Origin of the sequence: Flavobacterium cyanobacteriorum (genome assembly GCF_002251835.1) — a bacterium.
GTDB classification, from domain to species: Bacteria; Bacteroidota; Bacteroidia; order Flavobacteriales; family Flavobacteriaceae; genus Flavobacterium; species Flavobacterium cyanobacteriorum.
Window position 1 is genome coordinate 54,875 of the sequence record NZ_NOXV01000299.1, and the last position, 15,871, is coordinate 70,745.

Genomic DNA, 15,871 nt, shown 5'->3' on the forward strand with positions numbered 1-15,871 from the left:
AATGATTATTATTTCCGGGAGCAGCCATCAACCGCTCCTTTGCAGGCCATGTCCCGCTCTCAGCTCTATCTCCCCGCCGCCATAAGCGCGGCGGCGGGGAGGATGCCGCTTCCATCGGGGCTATAACTGATGGCCTTTGACTTCAATAAACACCCCCTTAAAACGGAATAGTTTCGTCACCACAAATATACCTAATTTTCTTAGGTATAAAAACAGGTATAATGATTTTTATCATTTGTGTTTCATCCCGCCAATGTATTGTTTATTTTTGCTAAAATTTTAACTATGTCCCATTTTCATACACTTACCATAAAAGATATAACCCGCGAAACACCCGGTGCGGTTTCCATAGCTTTTGATATTCCCGAACACTTACAGCAAGATTTTGATTTTATTGCAGGGCAGTACATCAACCTGAAAACCACCTTTGAAGGCAAGGAAGTACGGAAAGCCTACTCTATATGTTCTGCCCCCGGCAGCGGTGAACTCCGTGTAGCCATAAAGGCAGTTAAAAACGGCGGCTTTTCGGTTTTTGCCAATGAACAGCTTGCCGTAGGCGACACTATGGAAGTAGGAGTGCCGGAAGGCAATTTTACCTTCAAGCCCGACCCCGGGCGCCAGCGCAATTATGCGGCTTTTGCGGCAGGAAGCGGCATCACGCCCGTAATGTCAATTATATATTCCGTGCTGCAGGGCGAGCCTGAAAGCACATTTGTGCTTGTGTATGGCAACAAGGCCCCCGAAGAAACTATTTTCCACCAACAGTTGCACGACCTGCAGCTTCAGTATGTAGGCCGCTTCTTTGTACATTTCGTGTATAGCCAGGCTAAAGCCGATGAGGCTATCTTTGGCCGTATCGAACGTTCTACCGTGAACTTCATTATCAGGAACAAACACAAGGAAAAAGAGTTTGAAAAATTCTACCTGTGCGGTCCGGAGGAAATGATCATTACCGTAAACGAGGTGCTGAAGGAAAATAACATCCCGGAGAAGAACATTAAATTTGAACTTTTTTCTACACCTATAGCTGAAAAGAAAATCAGCGAGCCGCTTGACGGGCAGACCAAGATAACCGTACTTGTAGATGACGAGGAAACAAGCTTTATCATGTCGCAGCAAATGACCATACTGGACGCTGCCCTTAAACAGGGTGTTGATGCGCCTTACTCCTGCCAGGGCGGTATTTGCAGCAGCTGCCTGGCACGCATTAAAAAAGGCGCTGCCGAAATGAAAAAGAACGCCATACTCACTGACGGCGAAATTGCCGAAGGACTGATACTCACCTGCCAGGCCCACCCTACATCAGCTGACATTTATGTAGATTATGATGATGTGTAGCCTTGATTAAATCAAAAGATTTAAATATTAAAGATGCTTTAGGGCATCTTTTTTATTGGATAGAGATTACAGCCAAAATCCTTTCTGCAACATTATCAGGCTTTATAGTACGCATGGCGTCTTCATAGCCCGGTATAATTTTATTGCCATAAACTGATGTTGGCAAAAGTGGGTACTGTTCCCTGTCGGCCGTTACCTGGTTTTCTGCGGGCTGGTTAAACGGGGCAAACCCAGCAAAAGGATGTGTGGCGCCCCACAGCGTTACCACCGGCACACCCAGCATTGCCGCCATATGGCCGTTGCCGCTGTCCATACTGAGCATTACATCCAGGTGGCTTATCAGCGCAAGCTCCTGCTCCAGCTTCAGCTTTCCGGCCACCACTACAATATTTTCACGATTTTTTGCCATCGCCAGCAGCACGGCAGTTTCAGCCTGGCCGCCTCCAAAAAGAAATACTTTATAACCGGGATTATCAGCAAGTTTGTTTACCACTTCCTGCATTAAATCCTGCGGATATACCTTGCCTTTGTGCTGCGCAAAAGGTGCAATGCCTATCCACTTGCCTGATTTATTACCTGTTATTTGTATTATATCTTGTGTAAGCTGTTTTTGTTCAGGAAAAACAGGATTTTCAAGATCTACGGGGAAACCCAGCGCCGCAAAAACATCAGCATGCCGCTGTGTTACGGGTTTTAATGGTTTAAAGACTTTATTTTCAGCACGGGTCAGCGCCTTTTTTTCGGCACGTGCCTTATCCACCGTTGCCGTTTTTTTTCCGGCAAGGGCAAAGAGCATAGTGACCAGCTTCGACCTCAGCACATTATGCAGGTCGGCCACGGCATCAATCTTAAGTTTTTTAAGGTCATTGTACAGCCTTATGATTCCCAAAGTACCTTTGTGCCTGCCCTTAGTATCGGCCGCAAAGAAAGCTACACGTGGAATATCATCAAAAAATGGCCTGAAAAAAGCTTTGGAAACTACGGTAATTTGTACTTCGGGGTGCTGTAAAAGCAAGGCTCTCAGCACCGGGACCGTCATGGCGACGTCACCCATTGCCGAGAGCCTTATTACAAGAATATGCGTTGTACCTGCCATCGCAGGATTATTTTTTATTTTGGTACAGCACCGGGTTAAGCTCCTCGTCGTTGTACATTTTCATCTGTTTGTACACCTTCATGTACTTGTCGCCGTTCTCAATGTCGTTTAGCAAATCATCAATCGCCGTTGAAAGGTCTTTTTTCTGCTCCAGCAGCACGTCCAGCTTCTCGCGGCATTTCGCCCTGTGCTCCGGCGTTGCATCCTCCCTGTTCACTTCCTCATTCATGTGGAAAATCTTAAGTGCCAGTATGCTCAGCCTGTCAATGGCCCATGCCGGACTTTCGGAGTTAATTTTAGCATCCGGTTTTGGCTGCACATCCTTGTATTTTTCAAGGAAATAGCTGTCTATGTATTCTACCATATCAGTCCGCACCTGGTTGGAAGCATCAATTTTACGCTTTAGTTCCAGGGCCTCAACCGGGTCAATATTTGGATTCCTGATGATGTCCTCATAATGCCACTGCACAGTATCTACCCAGTTTTTGGCATAAAGCAGGTGCTCTATCTTATCCTTACGGAACGGATTGTTTATGGGCTGGTCTACACTGTCATAATGGTGATAGTCGTTAATGCTCTGTTCAAATACAGGAAATGCTATTTTAGAAAACATAGTTTATATTTTATTTACAAATATAGTTTTAATACTTTTATCCTGCTAATACAAACACAGATTACCCCATGCGCGTTCACTACATTTCCGAAACCAACAGCATACTCAACCATTTCCTTGCCCAGATACGCGATGTAACGGTGCAGACGGACAGCATGCGTTTCCGGAAGAATATTGAACGTATAGGCGAAATCATGGCTTATGAGCTGAGTAAAAGCCTTAGCTATAAAGATATCAGCATTACCACGCCCCTTGGCACCAAAGCCACTACAGCTATAAAAGACGGTGTTGTACTTTGCTCTATCCTGCGTGCGGGGCTGGCGCTGCACACCGGCTTTATGAACTTTTTTGATGATGCCGAGAATGGGTTTGTATCCGCCTACCGCCATCACCCAAACAACGATGACCAGTTTGAGATACTGGTGGAATATCGTGCGGCACCTTCATTCCACAACAAAACCCTGATTTTAATAGACCCAATGCTCGCTACTGGGCAATCATTAGTTGCGGTATTCAACAAATTGATGGACACGGAAACACCGAAGGAAATACATATTGCCGTGGTTATTGCCGCGCCCGAAGGAGTAGCTTACCTTGAAAAGCACCTTCCTGACAACTGCCACCTGTGGATTGCCGCACTGGATGAGCGCCTGAACGAGAAGCAATATATAGTTCCCGGACTTGGCGATGCCGGTGACCTGGCTTATGGAAGTAAATTATAACTGCGAAAGAAAGAGAAATAGCGATATGGCCACCAGGAGGGTTGGTATACCTTCCCTTATCCACACGTTTTCCTGGCTTTCTATATAATTTGCCCCCATGATGGCGAGCGGCGCAAAGGTAAATGCCAAAAAGCTGTTGTTTTTATCTGCCGAAAGCACGTACACTGCTACACCTATAAAGAAAGAATAAATAATCTTTTGGTAAGAAGACTGCATGTTGAGCGGTTTGCCCGGCAGCGCCAGTATTTGTGTTACTGAGAACAATACGGCAAATGACGAAAATACAGCCAGGGTAATGTTCTGGTAAATATTTTCAAAATAGGTAAAGTCAAAACTTATGCGGGCTTCACCATGAAGATGGTCAAAAAAATCCCTGCCGAGCATTAAAATAGCCATGTAATAAATAATAGCCACAGCAAAAAACGCAATGAATGGAATAATCCAGTTCCTGTAATCACGGTACACGTGAAAGATGATGGATATAAATACCAGTACAATATAAAGCAGGCTCCAGAAATGAAACAGCGCCGAAGCAAAGATCCAGAAGGAAGCGTCAAAGATTTTTTCTTTAGGCGTTATGAGCGACTGTAGCGAAATAAGCCTCCTGAGTGCGAGTAACAGCAGGAAATTTGAAATAATGATGTTTATGTTTACCAGTGTAGTGGGTAATAAAACCAAAAACATCATGAAAAGGAACATGGCATAAGTATTGGCCTTGCTTAGCGTATTGCGCCGGGTAATAAAATTTACAAGGAACAAAGAAGCCGACAAAAGCAGCAGCAATCCTGCTTTTTGCAGTACAAGCAGGTATGAGCCTGCCCAGTAAGTATCTTTAGTGAGATATAAAAAATAAAATATAACCAGGGCTACACCAATTAAAATGTAATTTATGGGCCTTGATTTACTAAAAACACTTGCTAACATGCGATTATTTTATACTTTTGCGAATGTAAATATAATACTTGTTTAAAACATGAAAGCATTTTTTGAAGGCATACAGTTCCTGTTTGAAAAGATACTTTTCGCGCCTATGAACCTGTTAAGGTCGCTTGAGCTTGACAACTGGTGGCTTGCTAATATAATTACGTGGATATTTATCATTATATGTTGTGCCGCTACCTGGTACTGGATTAAGCAGTTACGGGTATTCAAGGCTAACAATGAGGATGACCAGGATACTACCGCACACTCCTTTTTATCATAAGTCAAAGCCTATATCTTTACGATAATACATCTTATCAAAATGTAGCAATGCTATGTTTTGGTAAGATTTTTTTATGGCCTCACGGAAATCATCATCGTATGACGTTAGAGCAATTACCCGTCCGCCATTAGTTACCACTTTGCCATTCTCTTCTTTAGTACCGGCATGGAACACCAGGGAGCCTTCTGCTTTATCAAGCCCCGAAATAACTTTGCCTTTTTCATAATCTTCAGGATATCCGCCTGACACAACCATTACGGTAGTGGCGCTGCGGCTATCAATTTCAAGTACCGCATCGTCAAGCCTTTCTTCGGCTACCGCTTTAAACAGCTCAACAAGGTCAGATTTTATACGCGGAATGACAACTTCAGTTTCCGGGTCGCCCATGCGCACGTTATATTCAATAACATAGGGGTCATCACCCACTTTAATCAGGCCTACAAATATAAATCCTTTATAGTCTATGCTTTGTTGTTTAAGCCCTTCTATGGTTGGCTTTACAATCCTTTCCTCTATTTTTTGCATAAAGGCACTGTCCGCAAAAGGCACCGGGGATATGGCTCCCATACCTCCTGTATTAAGGCCGGTGTCGCCTTCGCCTATACGCTTATAGTCTTTGGCTGTAGGCAAAATCTTGTAGCTTTTACCGTCTGTAAGCACAAAACAGCTTAGTTCAATACCGTCTAAAAACTCTTCGATCACAACTTTAGAGCTGGCTTGCCCAAACTTAGCCCCTACAAGCATGTTCCTAAGCTCCTGCTGTGCTTCTGCCAAATCCTGTATAATAAGTACGCCTTTGCCGGCAGCAAGGCCGTCAGCTTTCAAGACATACGGCGGTTTTAATGTTGCAAGGAAATCGCACCCCTGCTCAACCGTTTCTTTAGTAAAGCTGCCATAGGCCGCGGTAGGAATATTATTCTTAGTGAGGAATATTTTAGCAAATTCTTTGCTGCCTTCCAGGCGGGCACCCTCTTTTGAAGGCCCTATTACAGGAATATCCGTTAATGTGCCGTCTCCTTTAAAAAAGTCGTAAATCCCTTTTACCAGTGGGTCTTCAGGGCCTACCACCACCATTTGTATGCCTTCATCAAGCACCAGCTTTTTTACTGCATCAAAATCTGTAGCGCTTATGTTTACATTTTGCGCTATGGCAGCCGTACCTGCGTTGCCGGGTGCAACAAACAGCTTTGAGCACTGAGGGCTTTGCTGCATTTTCCAGGCAAGCGCGTGTTCCCTGCCTCCTGAACCAAGAAGTAAAATTTTCATTATTGTGTAGTTGTGTGTGTTTTGTGTTTAATATGCTTTTTCTTCGCCTTTAAAAATATTCACTACAGTCTGAAAAATAATTTTTATATCTAAGATTAAAGACCAGTTTTCAATATAAAAAACATCATATTTGATCCTGTTTATCATATCTTCGTCCGTTTCGATTTCACCTCTGAACCCCCTAACCTGTGCCAGCCCTGTAATACCTGGTTTTACATAAAGCCGTACAATGTATTTTTTAATTTTATTGCTGTACATCTTATTTTGTGACCACAGGTGTGGCCTGGGGCCCACAACTGACATTTCGCCCAAAAGTACGTTTATGAACTGCGGAAGCTCGTCTATGCTGGTTTTGCGTATAAATTTGCCTATTCGCGTTACACGGGGGTCATTTTTCGTAACTGATGTTTCCGTGGTTTCATTCAGGTGCATTGAACGGAACTTATAGCAAAAAAATTCTTTTTCATTAATTCCCGGCCTGCTTTGTTTAAAAAAAATAGGCCCTTTTGATTCCAGTTTAATTAAAATTGCCATAATCGGCGCCAGCCATGATAACACGAAAATGATCACTAAAAGAGAGAATGCAATATCAAACACTCTTTTTACAAATTTTTCAAGTGTGCCATGAAGAGGAGTTTTTCGCAGGGAAAGAACCGGAAAAAGCCCATAATAATCTACTTTAAGATTTTTTGTAAAAATGTCTTTGGTGTCCGGGATAAACTTAATGATTTTGTGTTGTTCGTCAGCAAACTCAACAAGGTCTTTCAGTTTTGCATTAGTAATTTCGGACAGGGAGCAGTAAATATCATCAATATTCTTTTGGATGACAAATTGTTTTAAATCATTCAGGTTACCTAATACGTTAGGGTTGCTTTTGTCTGAAAAAAAACCATTAAACCTATAGCCGTAATCGGGCCTTGTTGTAAATAGCTCTTTTAGCCTTATGGCTTCTGGAGTATAGCCAATTATAACGGTATTCCTGAAATTACTGCCGGTTATTATACGGTACTTTTTCAGGTAGTAAAACAGTAAAAATTTAAAAACGGTGATAAATATAAAAGAAGTGCCTATAAATTTTGCAATAGCTTTTCCACTAAAGACTGTTTCTTTGGCAAATGGGAAAAAAGCTATAACAATCAATAGAAAAAGTATTGCCTGCTTTATTAGTTTTGATATAATAGCTACCGGCGCTGTATAGCGGTACACCTCATAAAAACCAATAAAATAGGCTAATACCGCCCAGGTTACAATCTGATAAGGCTCATATCGCCAAAAATCCACATTAAGTTCCCTGAAAAAATAAAGAGGTAATACAGCAATGGCCACAATATCAAATGCAATACTGATTGGCCTGATGTACTTAGAATATCTGCCCCTTCCGGATAAAACCATCTTAATGTATAAAACCTGAAAAATCTTTGTGTTCTTCTTTCATCAGTTCTTCAGAAGATAAAGATTTAAAATATTCGTAAGTGATTTTCATTCCTTCTGCGCGCTTTACTCTGGGTTCCCAGTCCAGCAGAGCTTTTGCTTTAGATATATCGGGCTGCCTTTGTAACGGATCATTTACCGGGAGCGGGTGATACACTACTTTTTGGCTGGTTCCGGTTAGCTTTATAATTTCTTCTGCAAAATCTTTGATGCTGATTTCGTCGGGGTTACCAATATTCACGGGATACGGATAATCTGAGTGTAGCAGCCTGTATATACCTTCTACCTGGTCATCCACATAGCAGAAGGAGCGGGTCTGGCTTCCGTCACCAAAAATAGTGAGGTCTTCTCCGCGCAGGGCCTGGCCAATAAAAGCTGGTATCACACGGCCGTCATTTAGCCTCATGCGTGGCCCATAGGTATTAAAAATCCGGACAATACGTGTTTCAACACCATGAAATGTGTGATAAGCCATAGTTATAGACTCCTGGAAACGCTTGGCTTCGTCATACACGCCACGAGGCCCTATTGTATTGACATTCCCGTAGTAATCTTCAGTCTGCGGATGAACAAGCGGGTCACCATATACTTCAGAAGTTGACGCAATAAGTATCCGTGCTTTTTTGACACGTGCAAGGCCTAAGAGATTATGCGTGCCTAAAGAGCCTACTTTCAGCGTTTGTATAGGTATTTTCAGGTAATCAATAGGGCTTGCGGGTGAGGCAAAATGCAGTATGTAATCTAATTGGCCCGGGATATTGACAAACTTGGTTACATCATGATGATAAAACTCAAAGTTTTTAAGTTTAAAGAGGTGTTCAATATTCTTAAGGTCTCCGGTGATAAGGTTATCCATCCCGATTACGTAATATCCTTCCTTTATAAACCTGTCCGAAAGGTGAGACCCTAAGAATCCCGCTGCACCCGTTATTAAAATTCTTTTCATACTTTTTCTTTTTTAGCAATTGTATTGAACATACAGTATAAAACTGTAAAAAGCACGATTCCGCGTTGCCTCCATATAAATGATTCTGTCAAAAATAAGGTTAACATAAGAATTGCAAAAGCAATATGCACAAAATATTTTTGTTTAACGGCGTTTTTAAGGTTAAAAAAAACCAAAAACAGCAAAATTACTAATCCTGCTATGCCCAGTTCTGCAAATGCCTGTATATATTGATTGTGAAAATTCATATCCTGATACCCTACTAAATCTGGTGTGCCCAAAAAGACATTATGTTCATGGCCTTTTTCTATAATTTTACTTTGCGACACATTATAGCCATAACCGGTCCAAAAAACAGCGTCTTCTGCCAGCATTTCAAAGAAAATCCTTGCCTGATAGATCCTGAATGACATACCGGTAAATTTTTTGTCCTGTCCGAAATCCTTCACATTCCAGGCGTCATGGACATTTACATCATACACAACACCTTCTGAACCGGTAGTTTTAATGTATGTAGATGAATCGGATGTGTTAGCCTTAATTTCTTCGGACCACCTTTCTTTAAATTTACTGAAAAACAATACCGAAATTGCTACCGCTGCCAAGATGACGGCAATGGGCATTTTACGATAATTTTTATTTGTGCCCATAAGCATATAACTGCCAAATAGTAGGGCATCTATAATAATTATTGTTTTTGAAGACAGTAATAAAATGCACATTGCGCTAAAAGCAGTTCCTATTTTAAAGTATATATTTTTATTAAAACAAAAAAGCAGGTGAAAAAATGAAATAGAAAAAAAAGCAGACAAGTAAATAGCATTTACATCTCCCGCAAAATTATGGTAAAAAAACACGTCTATATTGCCCGTATATAAATATCCTAAAGCAGAGCGGATAAGTATAAAAATGCCATATAGGACCGATGCCACGGAAAGTATGTCAAGCACCTTAGCTACCTGATTTTTTGTCAAAGCCGGATTCACAGAAAATGCCAAAGGGATAATTAACAAGGGGAGAGCCTTCTGCAACGATTTAACTGTGATGGAATAATTTATAGACCAAACAGCTGATAAAGCCATTAAAAAAAATAAAGCGACAGGTATTAACAGTGCAAAATTCCATTTTAAATTTTGCTTTTTTAAATACACCAGCGAGTAACCGGAAAACAGTATAACTGCAATACTATTGTACTTGAACTCCAGCGGTATGGTGATTAAGGTTAATGCAATTAAAAACGCTAAAGGATCCTGCTTAGCAGAACTCAAAGCGTTTTTCAAGGCATTGTTCAAATAGCTGTAAGTAATCTTCATTGATTTTATCCCAATTAAACTCCTTTACAATGATATTATAATTATCCTTAACCATCGGTATGTTATCTTCTTTTTTTAAAGATTTAATTAGTGAAGATACTTCTTGCGTATTTTTAAAGTAATAGGCATTTTTTTTAAGCACGCCTTTGTTAAAATCATTATTATGTGCTGCTATCAAAGCTTGCGACGCCATGGCTTCTAACAATGAGGGGTTGGTGCCACCCACGGAGTGGCCGTGAAAATAAATGTTGCTAAAATATCGTAAATTATTTAAGTTCTGAAGATTATAAACACCGCCTAAAAACCTTATGTTAGGATATGGCTTATATTTTTCGGTCAGTTTAATGCCATATTTGTTTTTGGTATTATTGCCAACCACGAGTATTGGGGCATTAGTACCTGACTGCACTACGCCCTGCAGCACCATATCAATATTATTTTCCGGCTCAAAGCGTGCCATTACCATATTATAGCCATATTTAGCTAAACCATACTGGGAAAGGATGCTTTCATCGGGAGTATCGAAGGGATGTGCCCCATAGGCTATATAGGTTGATTCTTTGCCGTATTTTTTTTTAAGGTAAGATTGTATGCCCAGAGAATCGGCCACAAGATAGTGGCTGCTCAGGGCGGCAAGACGTTCGGCAAATTTGAGGAACTGTCGCACCGGCCTTATGTACTTGGACCGCTTCCATTCCAGCCCGTCCATGTTTGTTATTATAATTGATTTTTTTTTAGGAAGAAGGAAAAACCAAACGGAGTTACTGGTATATCCTAACTGCAGTATGATATCAAAATTCCTTTGCCTTGAATCTGTTATACAATTATAGTCATATATAAACTGGCCGAATGTCCCAAATCTATATTCAGGGTCATACTTGTGGAGCAGGTTTACACCATTAAAACTTTTTTCCTGGTAAGGGTGGTCATGAGATCCATATACATATACTTCGTGGCCTTTATTTACCAAATATTCTGAAAAAAATTCTGCAAACTGTTCAAATCCGCCGTAGTGATTAGGGATGCCTCTTGTTCCTAATATGGCTATTTTCATCAAAAATCAATTTTGACAAAAATACTATTTTAAACTAAAAAAAAAGATTTTTGGATTTAAAGTTAGAAAAATATGGTAATCACTATTTTATTGAAGCATTTTGCTAAAAATATCTTCAAATTGCTTAACATGGCTCTTTAGTGAAAAAAGCTGCTGAACCCGTTTTATGCCTATTTCTCCAAAACTTTTCCTTTTGCCCGCATCTGTTACCAGTTTTTCAAGGTATCCCGCTAAATCTGCTGCATCATTTGGCCTGAATAAATATCCGGTTTCATTGTGCAGCACTATCTCTGTAAGCCCTCCATGGTTTGCCGCAACTACAGGCTTGCCACAACTCATTGCTTCTATGGCAACCATCCCGAAAGGTTCAGGCTCAGTTGATGGTACAACGGCAATATCGATTGATTGCCAGAATTTCCAGATTTCTTCTTGGAAAGGGATAACCCGGACCACATTAGCCAGCTGATATTCAAGCACCCTTGCTTTTAGCCTTTCTTCAAACCATTCCTGGTTGGGCGGTGCGGAACCTATATATACCAGCCTGCATTGTTTGTGGCGTGGATATATTTGTTTAAACGCCTCAAGAAGCAGCAATTGGCCTTTCCAGCCATTAATCCTGCCAAACAAGCCTATTACAATTTCATCATCTGAAACTTTAAAAATTTGTTTTTTAACATCATTAACAACAGCCGGCGGTATTTCGGGCTTTGCTTCAAGGTCAAGGCCGTTCCATATAAAATTTGATTTTGCCATGAGTACAGAATTGCCTTTGACCCAGAAATCCATAGTGGCTTTAGAATCATAAACTATTTTGTGGTTGCTTTTTATACCCAGAAGGGCCTTAAAGCCTTTGTTGAAGATTACGGGCTTTGCAATAATTTCCTGCACATGCCACAAGTGTTGTATTTTGTACTTTCGTGCAAAAACAATCCCAATTAAAGATGCCAGGGTATGTGAATATACTAAATCAAAGTTTTTTTCACGGTGTAGTGCCTCTATTTTCTGTAGCCCCTCTTTGTATTCCCTGAAAAATTTAACCACTCCGCTTACTGAAAACATTTTACGGTATAGTTTAAGGATCGGGGCTATTATTACCTCTATCCCGTTTTTTTCGAATTCACGCTTCAATGGCCCGTCAGAAGGAAGTAAAACCGTGGCAGTATATTTTGCCCTGTCAAGGTTTGAGATAAACATTAATATGGTTTTGTCGGACCCATATAATTCAGCTGACTGATGTATGAATAGTATGTTTTTCATTTTTAAGTGTTATTTCCCTATAGGCAATAAGAAATCCTATTAGTACTGATTTAGATTCTGTGAGGTTATAAAACCCTAAAAAAACCCAATTAGATATTAACAGGAATATGCCGGTGCCTATGAAAAGTAAATTGATTTTCTTAATGGTTGTGCTGGTGCTTTTTTTCTTTTTAAAAAAGAAAATAATTGTATATAAATATATCAATACACCTATTATACCCGCTTTTAAAAAAACAATCATAAACCCGTTATGCAGGATGGATATGTATCTAAGTTCCATATCGCCTAAATATACTTTTTGTTTTAAATCGACCTGAGAACCTATTCCTTTGCCAAAAAATGTAGGTATAATACCATCTGCTGTTACCTGCCGCACCGTCATTATATTCTCGTGAGACCTGTAATTATCATTAAATTCTATATAATCAAACCTGTTTACTTTTGTTTTAAAAGGCTCCAGGGGGGCAACCTTTATCTTGTACAGGAATCCTTCAAACCCTTCAGCTTTACGCCTTGGGTTAGTTGACAACACGGCCAAATACCCCACAACCAAAAAAACAGCCATTCCTGTGAATATTTTGATAGCTTTCGGGGTAAGGGCAAAATAGCCTTTGATGGCTAAAATTAATACGGCAAATTGTATAAAGTTGGTCCTGGCCAGGTACAGAAAGGAGGAGGTGGCGAGTACAGCCGTATAAAAAAGCCATTTCCTGCGGCTCATCTTTATCCCAAACTCCCTATGGAAAATGAGGAATACCAGAGTATAAATTTCATAATCGCTGAAGTAACCGGCATACATCCTCAAATCTGCTACTGTACGTGCATGATAATACAGCAGGGCAACAAGAATCATGGCCAGGTGGCAGAGCGCAATAAATAAACCTGTATTAATAATCAGAGGAAATGCATTCTGAAAGTTACGCCGGCAGAGCTGGTATCCTATAAGGAAACCTATGACGGGTTTTGATAAATACGTTATATCCCTAATCCTGAAAAAGAACTCATATTTATAAAAGAAAGATACGATAACAGCTATGAGCAATATAAGCAGATATGATGCCAAAAGCTTTAGAAGGCTTATGGAATAACTGGTGCGTAATGACAGCAGGCATGTTAAAAGCCAAACAGAAAAAGTAAGTTCATAATTATTAAGGTACGGGACTGTTACGCAGAGTACAAACAGGAATTGATACCATATATTATGAGGGATTTTAATTATCACGAATTATATGGTTTTAATAATTTTAGCGGGCACGCCTCCGATTATACAATTATCAGGAAATTCACCCCTTACTACCGCTCCTGCGGCAATTACACAATTATCTCCTACTGTAGCGCCGTCAAGAAAAGTAACTTTTGCACCTATCCAGATATTATTGCCTACCTGTATCCCTTTGGAGTTGACGCCCTGTTCTCTTATAAGTATGCCGGGGTCCGAAAAATTATGATTTTCTGAATGAAAAGATATATAAGACCCTCCTATGACATCCCGCCCTATTGTGATGCCGCCCGGCGCTCCAAAATGTGTAAAATCGCCAAAAGCTGAATTCGGGCCGATTACCATGCCTTTGCCATATTTTGCTAAGTGGCTTGTGGATAGAAGTTTTGAGTAAGACCCTATTTTTACATTATCTCCAAAGACAATTTTCTCTGAGGCATAGGCATCTATTTCAGTATAAGAATTTATAGTTACATTTTTACCAAAAACAATATTCCTTTTGTTAAGAACGGTAACGCTTGTGCCTAAAAAAACCTTTTTGCGAAGGTAAAGGATGCCCCGGACCATCATAATAAGGCGAATATAAAATGTGCGCAGCAATAGTGATTCAGGTATCCTGCTATCTATCTCATATCTCTTTCCCGATTTTTCAAGATAGCTTTGTATAAACTTCCGGATCATTGCCTGTTGTAAAATTTAAGGCGATAAAGGTAAAGAAATATTATTAATAGTTCTGTTGCTATTAAAGAATAAAAAGCTCCATAAACCTCATAAACAGGTAATAATATATATATTGACAACATACAGAGTATGACTGTAACAGTAGTAACAATAATATAAAATTGTTTATGGTTAAAAGCAAGAACCAGTTGCTTTAACGGTATTGAAACAGCCATTAATAGCGGTATAAGAACAGCTATTTGTAAAAGCCTGCTTAAAATATACCTGTTGGTGGTATTAAAATAAGCAACGACATCATAGGAAAAATAGTATAACACAGCCATCCCGGCTAATATAAAAATAAAGTTGAGGCCATTATACAACATCCAGCCCTTTATGGCTTTGTTCAAACCCTGTTCTGCCGAATAGCATATCTTTGGAAATACATAATTAAAAAATAAAAATATATAGGTTTTAAAAACTACTATAACCTGCTCAATAATTTTGTATTGCCCTGCCATAAGGTTGCCGCCTAGCAAACTTATGATTATAATGGGTAAATTTAGCTGTAGGGCCACAAAAATTTGCGATGTGAACATTGTAAAGTCGCGTTTCAAAAAATTAAAAATTTCTGGGAAAGGAACGCGTAACAATTTAAAATTATGCCTTTTGAATATTAATACCAGGAATAAGGCATTAGAAAAAATCATTCCCATACCCCAAAGCAGGTTGACATAAATATAGTCTTGGGGTGATTTTACAACTATATATACGCCGATAAGGTATATAGCCTTAGATAAAATATTTCCGTAAGTGATCCATTTTACATTTTCAACGCCCTGGAGAAACCAAACGGGGCTTAAAAACTGCCCCGCCAGGATAGACAGGCTTAAAAAAAACATATCCTGCTCCCTTACAAATAATGGCACCATAAAAAAAAGCACTGATGCAGCTATGACTATAAGGATAAAGATAAAAGCTCTTGCATAATAACTGGTGAGCAACAGTTGCTCAAGCGCTTTATGATTATTCCTGTTTAATGAAGCTTCTCTCACGCCAACAAGGTCGGCACCATAATCAACAAATACAATTAAGAAGAAGGAAACAGCCAGACCAACGCCTACTTTACCAAAATTTTCTTCACCACAAATGCCAACTATGTAAGGTATAATGATTAAAGGTGTAACCAAATTAAACATCTGGCCGAAACCATATGTCATGAGTTTTGTTACTTGCCCGTTTAATAGTATTTGTTTAACGTTGATCATTAATTTCTTTTGGAAGGCAGATGATTGCTATTTATTGAGGTAAGTTCTATAAGGCAATGTTTTAGATTATCGGCATTAGGATATAACATAGGCCCGTTTAACTGGCCTTTTACCTTTTTTCTTAGCAATCCTGTTTTCCTGTCCAGGGTAGCATAGCTATCATTGAGCCAAAAATAATTATATATATCCCTGCCTTTGATTTCTAATGCTTTTTCTTTGTAGAAAAACTTAACCTGATTTAATACAATATCATCCTGGTCACGATTTCGCCCTAAATCAATTCTGAGCTGGGTTGGGACTGTATCTTTGGGAAACTCGAGTGCTACGGTCTGGTTTTTATTACTACCTTTTACTTTTACCCAGAATGCCTGAATTTCGTTGAAATTTATGGAGCCATCAGTAGTGTAAAACACCTGTATAGAATCGTTTTTTTTCATTACGACATCTACGTTTATTCTAAATCCTTCCGCTTTTTCCCGGGGAG

At 39.8% G+C, this 15,871-nt stretch carries 16 protein-coding genes; 3 read left to right on the forward strand and 13 right to left on the reverse strand.

Annotated features, from left to right (window positions below; genetic code table 11):
- The first annotated feature begins 285 nt into the window (after positions 1–285).
- Complete coding sequence (locus tag CHU92_RS12955) at positions 286–1,338, forward strand: ferredoxin--NADP reductase (RefSeq protein ID WP_094416239.1); 1,053 nt, start codon at positions 286–288, stop codon at positions 1,336–1,338.
- 52 nt (positions 1,339–1,390) lie between these two features.
- Here CHU92_RS12955 and CHU92_RS12960 read toward each other — a convergent pair whose 3' ends face one another.
- Both CHU92_RS12960 and CHU92_RS12965 read right to left on the reverse strand, forming a co-directional pair.
- Positions 1,391–2,434, reverse strand: a complete 1,044-nt coding sequence (locus tag CHU92_RS12960; RefSeq protein WP_165764659.1) for a glycosyltransferase family 9 protein — start codon at positions 2,432–2,434, stop codon at positions 1,391–1,393.
- A gap of 7 nt (positions 2,435–2,441) precedes the next feature.
- On the reverse strand, positions 2,442–3,047 hold the full coding sequence (locus tag CHU92_RS12965) for a DUF4254 domain-containing protein (RefSeq protein ID WP_094416241.1): 606 nt from the start codon (positions 3,045–3,047) through the stop codon (positions 2,442–2,444).
- 68 nt (positions 3,048–3,115) lie between these two features.
- On the opposite strand from CHU92_RS12965, the gene upp reads away from it, so the two are divergent.
- Positions 3,116–3,769 (forward strand): uracil phosphoribosyltransferase, encoded by a 654-nt coding sequence (gene upp, locus CHU92_RS12970; RefSeq protein WP_094416243.1) that lies wholly within the window; start codon positions 3,116–3,118, stop codon positions 3,767–3,769.
- Here the strand turns inward: upp and CHU92_RS12975 are convergent.
- Positions 3,764–4,693 carry a DUF6427 family protein gene (locus tag CHU92_RS12975; RefSeq protein WP_094416245.1) on the reverse strand — a complete coding sequence of 310 codons (930 nt, stop codon included), beginning with the start codon at positions 4,691–4,693 and terminating at the stop codon, positions 3,764–3,766. The two genes, upp and CHU92_RS12975, sit on opposite strands and share 6 nt — an antisense overlap.
- A 49-nt stretch (positions 4,694–4,742) precedes the next feature.
- On the opposite strand from CHU92_RS12975, the gene CHU92_RS12980 reads away from it, so the two are divergent.
- The gene (locus tag CHU92_RS12980; RefSeq protein WP_094416247.1) at positions 4,743–4,973 is read left to right on the forward strand and encodes a DUF6341 family protein; all 231 of its coding nucleotides are present in this window, start codon (positions 4,743–4,745) and stop codon (positions 4,971–4,973) included.
- On the opposite strand, the gene purD is transcribed toward CHU92_RS12980, so the two are convergent.
- From purD to CHU92_RS13030, 10 genes are all read right to left on the reverse strand, one after another.
- Positions 4,968–6,239, reverse strand: a complete 1,272-nt coding sequence (purD, locus tag CHU92_RS12985) for a phosphoribosylamine--glycine ligase (protein WP_094416249.1) — start codon at positions 6,237–6,239, stop codon at positions 4,968–4,970. The two genes, CHU92_RS12980 and purD, sit on opposite strands and share 6 nt — an antisense overlap.
- 27 nt (positions 6,240–6,266) lie before the next feature.
- Complete coding sequence (locus tag CHU92_RS12990; RefSeq protein WP_094416251.1) at positions 6,267–7,631, reverse strand: undecaprenyl-phosphate glucose phosphotransferase; 1,365 nt, start codon at positions 7,629–7,631, stop codon at positions 6,267–6,269.
- Between the two features lies 1 nt (position 7,632).
- On the reverse strand, positions 7,633–8,616 hold the full coding sequence (locus CHU92_RS12995) for a UDP-glucuronic acid decarboxylase family protein (protein ID WP_094416253.1): 984 nt from the start codon (positions 8,614–8,616) through the stop codon (positions 7,633–7,635).
- Positions 8,613–9,929 carry an O-antigen ligase family protein gene (locus CHU92_RS15900; protein ID WP_094416255.1) on the reverse strand — a complete coding sequence of 439 codons (1,317 nt, stop codon included), beginning with the start codon at positions 9,927–9,929 and terminating at the stop codon, positions 8,613–8,615. Before CHU92_RS15900 ends, CHU92_RS12995 begins: the two co-directional genes overlap by 4 nt.
- Positions 9,871–10,983: a DUF1972 domain-containing protein gene (locus tag CHU92_RS13005; RefSeq protein WP_094416257.1), complete on the reverse strand. Its 1,113-nt coding sequence runs from the start codon at positions 10,981–10,983 to the stop codon at positions 9,871–9,873. The genes CHU92_RS15900 and CHU92_RS13005 overlap by 59 nt, the downstream gene beginning before the upstream one ends.
- An 87-nt stretch (positions 10,984–11,070) precedes the next feature.
- Entirely contained in the window at positions 11,071–12,240 is a 1,170-nt protein-coding gene (locus CHU92_RS13010) for a glycosyltransferase family 4 protein (RefSeq protein ID WP_094416259.1), read from the reverse strand.
- Complete coding sequence (locus CHU92_RS13015) at positions 12,206–13,462, reverse strand: hypothetical protein (RefSeq protein WP_094416261.1); 1,257 nt, start codon at positions 13,460–13,462, stop codon at positions 12,206–12,208. Before CHU92_RS13015 ends, CHU92_RS13010 begins: the two co-directional genes overlap by 35 nt.
- A gap of 3 nt (positions 13,463–13,465) precedes the next feature.
- Complete coding sequence (locus tag CHU92_RS13020) at positions 13,466–14,140, reverse strand: acyltransferase (protein WP_243389602.1); 675 nt, start codon at positions 14,138–14,140, stop codon at positions 13,466–13,468.
- Complete coding sequence (locus CHU92_RS13025; protein WP_094416263.1) at positions 14,137–15,387, reverse strand: oligosaccharide flippase family protein; 1,251 nt, start codon at positions 15,385–15,387, stop codon at positions 14,137–14,139. The genes CHU92_RS13020 and CHU92_RS13025 overlap by 4 nt, the downstream gene beginning before the upstream one ends.
- Complete coding sequence (locus tag CHU92_RS13030; RefSeq protein WP_094416265.1) at positions 15,387–15,824, reverse strand: hypothetical protein; 438 nt, start codon at positions 15,822–15,824, stop codon at positions 15,387–15,389. The genes CHU92_RS13025 and CHU92_RS13030 overlap by 1 nt, the downstream gene beginning before the upstream one ends.
- Positions 15,825–15,871: the final 47 nt, after the last annotated feature.

Bases quoted from the DNA above. Each gene is read 5' to 3' on its own strand.
- CHU92_RS12965 (WP_094416241.1), bottom strand. From the start codon at position 3,047: ATGTTTTCTAAAATAGCATTTCCTGTATTTGAACAGAGCATTAACGAC.
- CHU92_RS13010 (WP_094416259.1), bottom strand. From the start codon at position 12,240: ATGAAAAACATACTATTCATACATCAGTCAGCTGAATTATATGGGTCC.
- CHU92_RS13020 (WP_243389602.1), bottom strand. From the start codon at position 14,140: ATGATCCGGAAGTTTATACAAAGCTATCTTGAAAAATCGGGAAAGAGA.
- CHU92_RS12995 (WP_094416253.1), bottom strand. From the start codon at position 8,616: ATGAAAAGAATTTTAATAACGGGTGCAGCGGGATTCTTAGGGTCTCAC.
- purD (WP_094416249.1), bottom strand. From the start codon at position 6,239: ATGAAAATTTTACTTCTTGGTTCAGGAGGCAGGGAACACGCGCTTGCC.
- CHU92_RS12975 (WP_094416245.1), bottom strand. From the start codon at position 4,693: ATGTTAGCAAGTGTTTTTAGTAAATCAAGGCCCATAAATTACATTTTA.
- CHU92_RS15900 (WP_094416255.1), bottom strand. From the start codon at position 9,929: ATGAAGATTACTTACAGCTATTTGAACAATGCCTTGAAAAACGCTTTG.
- CHU92_RS12980 (WP_094416247.1), top strand. From the start codon at position 4,743: ATGAAAGCATTTTTTGAAGGCATACAGTTCCTGTTTGAAAAGATACTT.
- CHU92_RS12960 (WP_165764659.1), bottom strand. From the start codon at position 2,434: ATGGCAGGTACAACGCATATTCTTGTAATAAGGCTCTCGGCAATGGGT.
- CHU92_RS13030 (WP_094416265.1), bottom strand. From the start codon at position 15,824: ATGAAAAAAAACGATTCTATACAGGTGTTTTACACTACTGATGGCTCC.
- CHU92_RS13025 (WP_094416263.1), bottom strand. From the start codon at position 15,387: ATGATCAACGTTAAACAAATACTATTAAACGGGCAAGTAACAAAACTC.
- CHU92_RS12990 (WP_094416251.1), bottom strand. From the start codon at position 7,631: ATGGTTTTATCCGGAAGGGGCAGATATTCTAAGTACATCAGGCCAATC.
- CHU92_RS12955 (WP_094416239.1), top strand. From the start codon at position 286: ATGTCCCATTTTCATACACTTACCATAAAAGATATAACCCGCGAAACA.
- CHU92_RS13005 (WP_094416257.1), bottom strand. From the start codon at position 10,983: ATGAAAATAGCCATATTAGGAACAAGAGGCATCCCTAATCACTACGGC.
- upp (WP_094416243.1), top strand. From the start codon at position 3,116: ATGCGCGTTCACTACATTTCCGAAACCAACAGCATACTCAACCATTTC.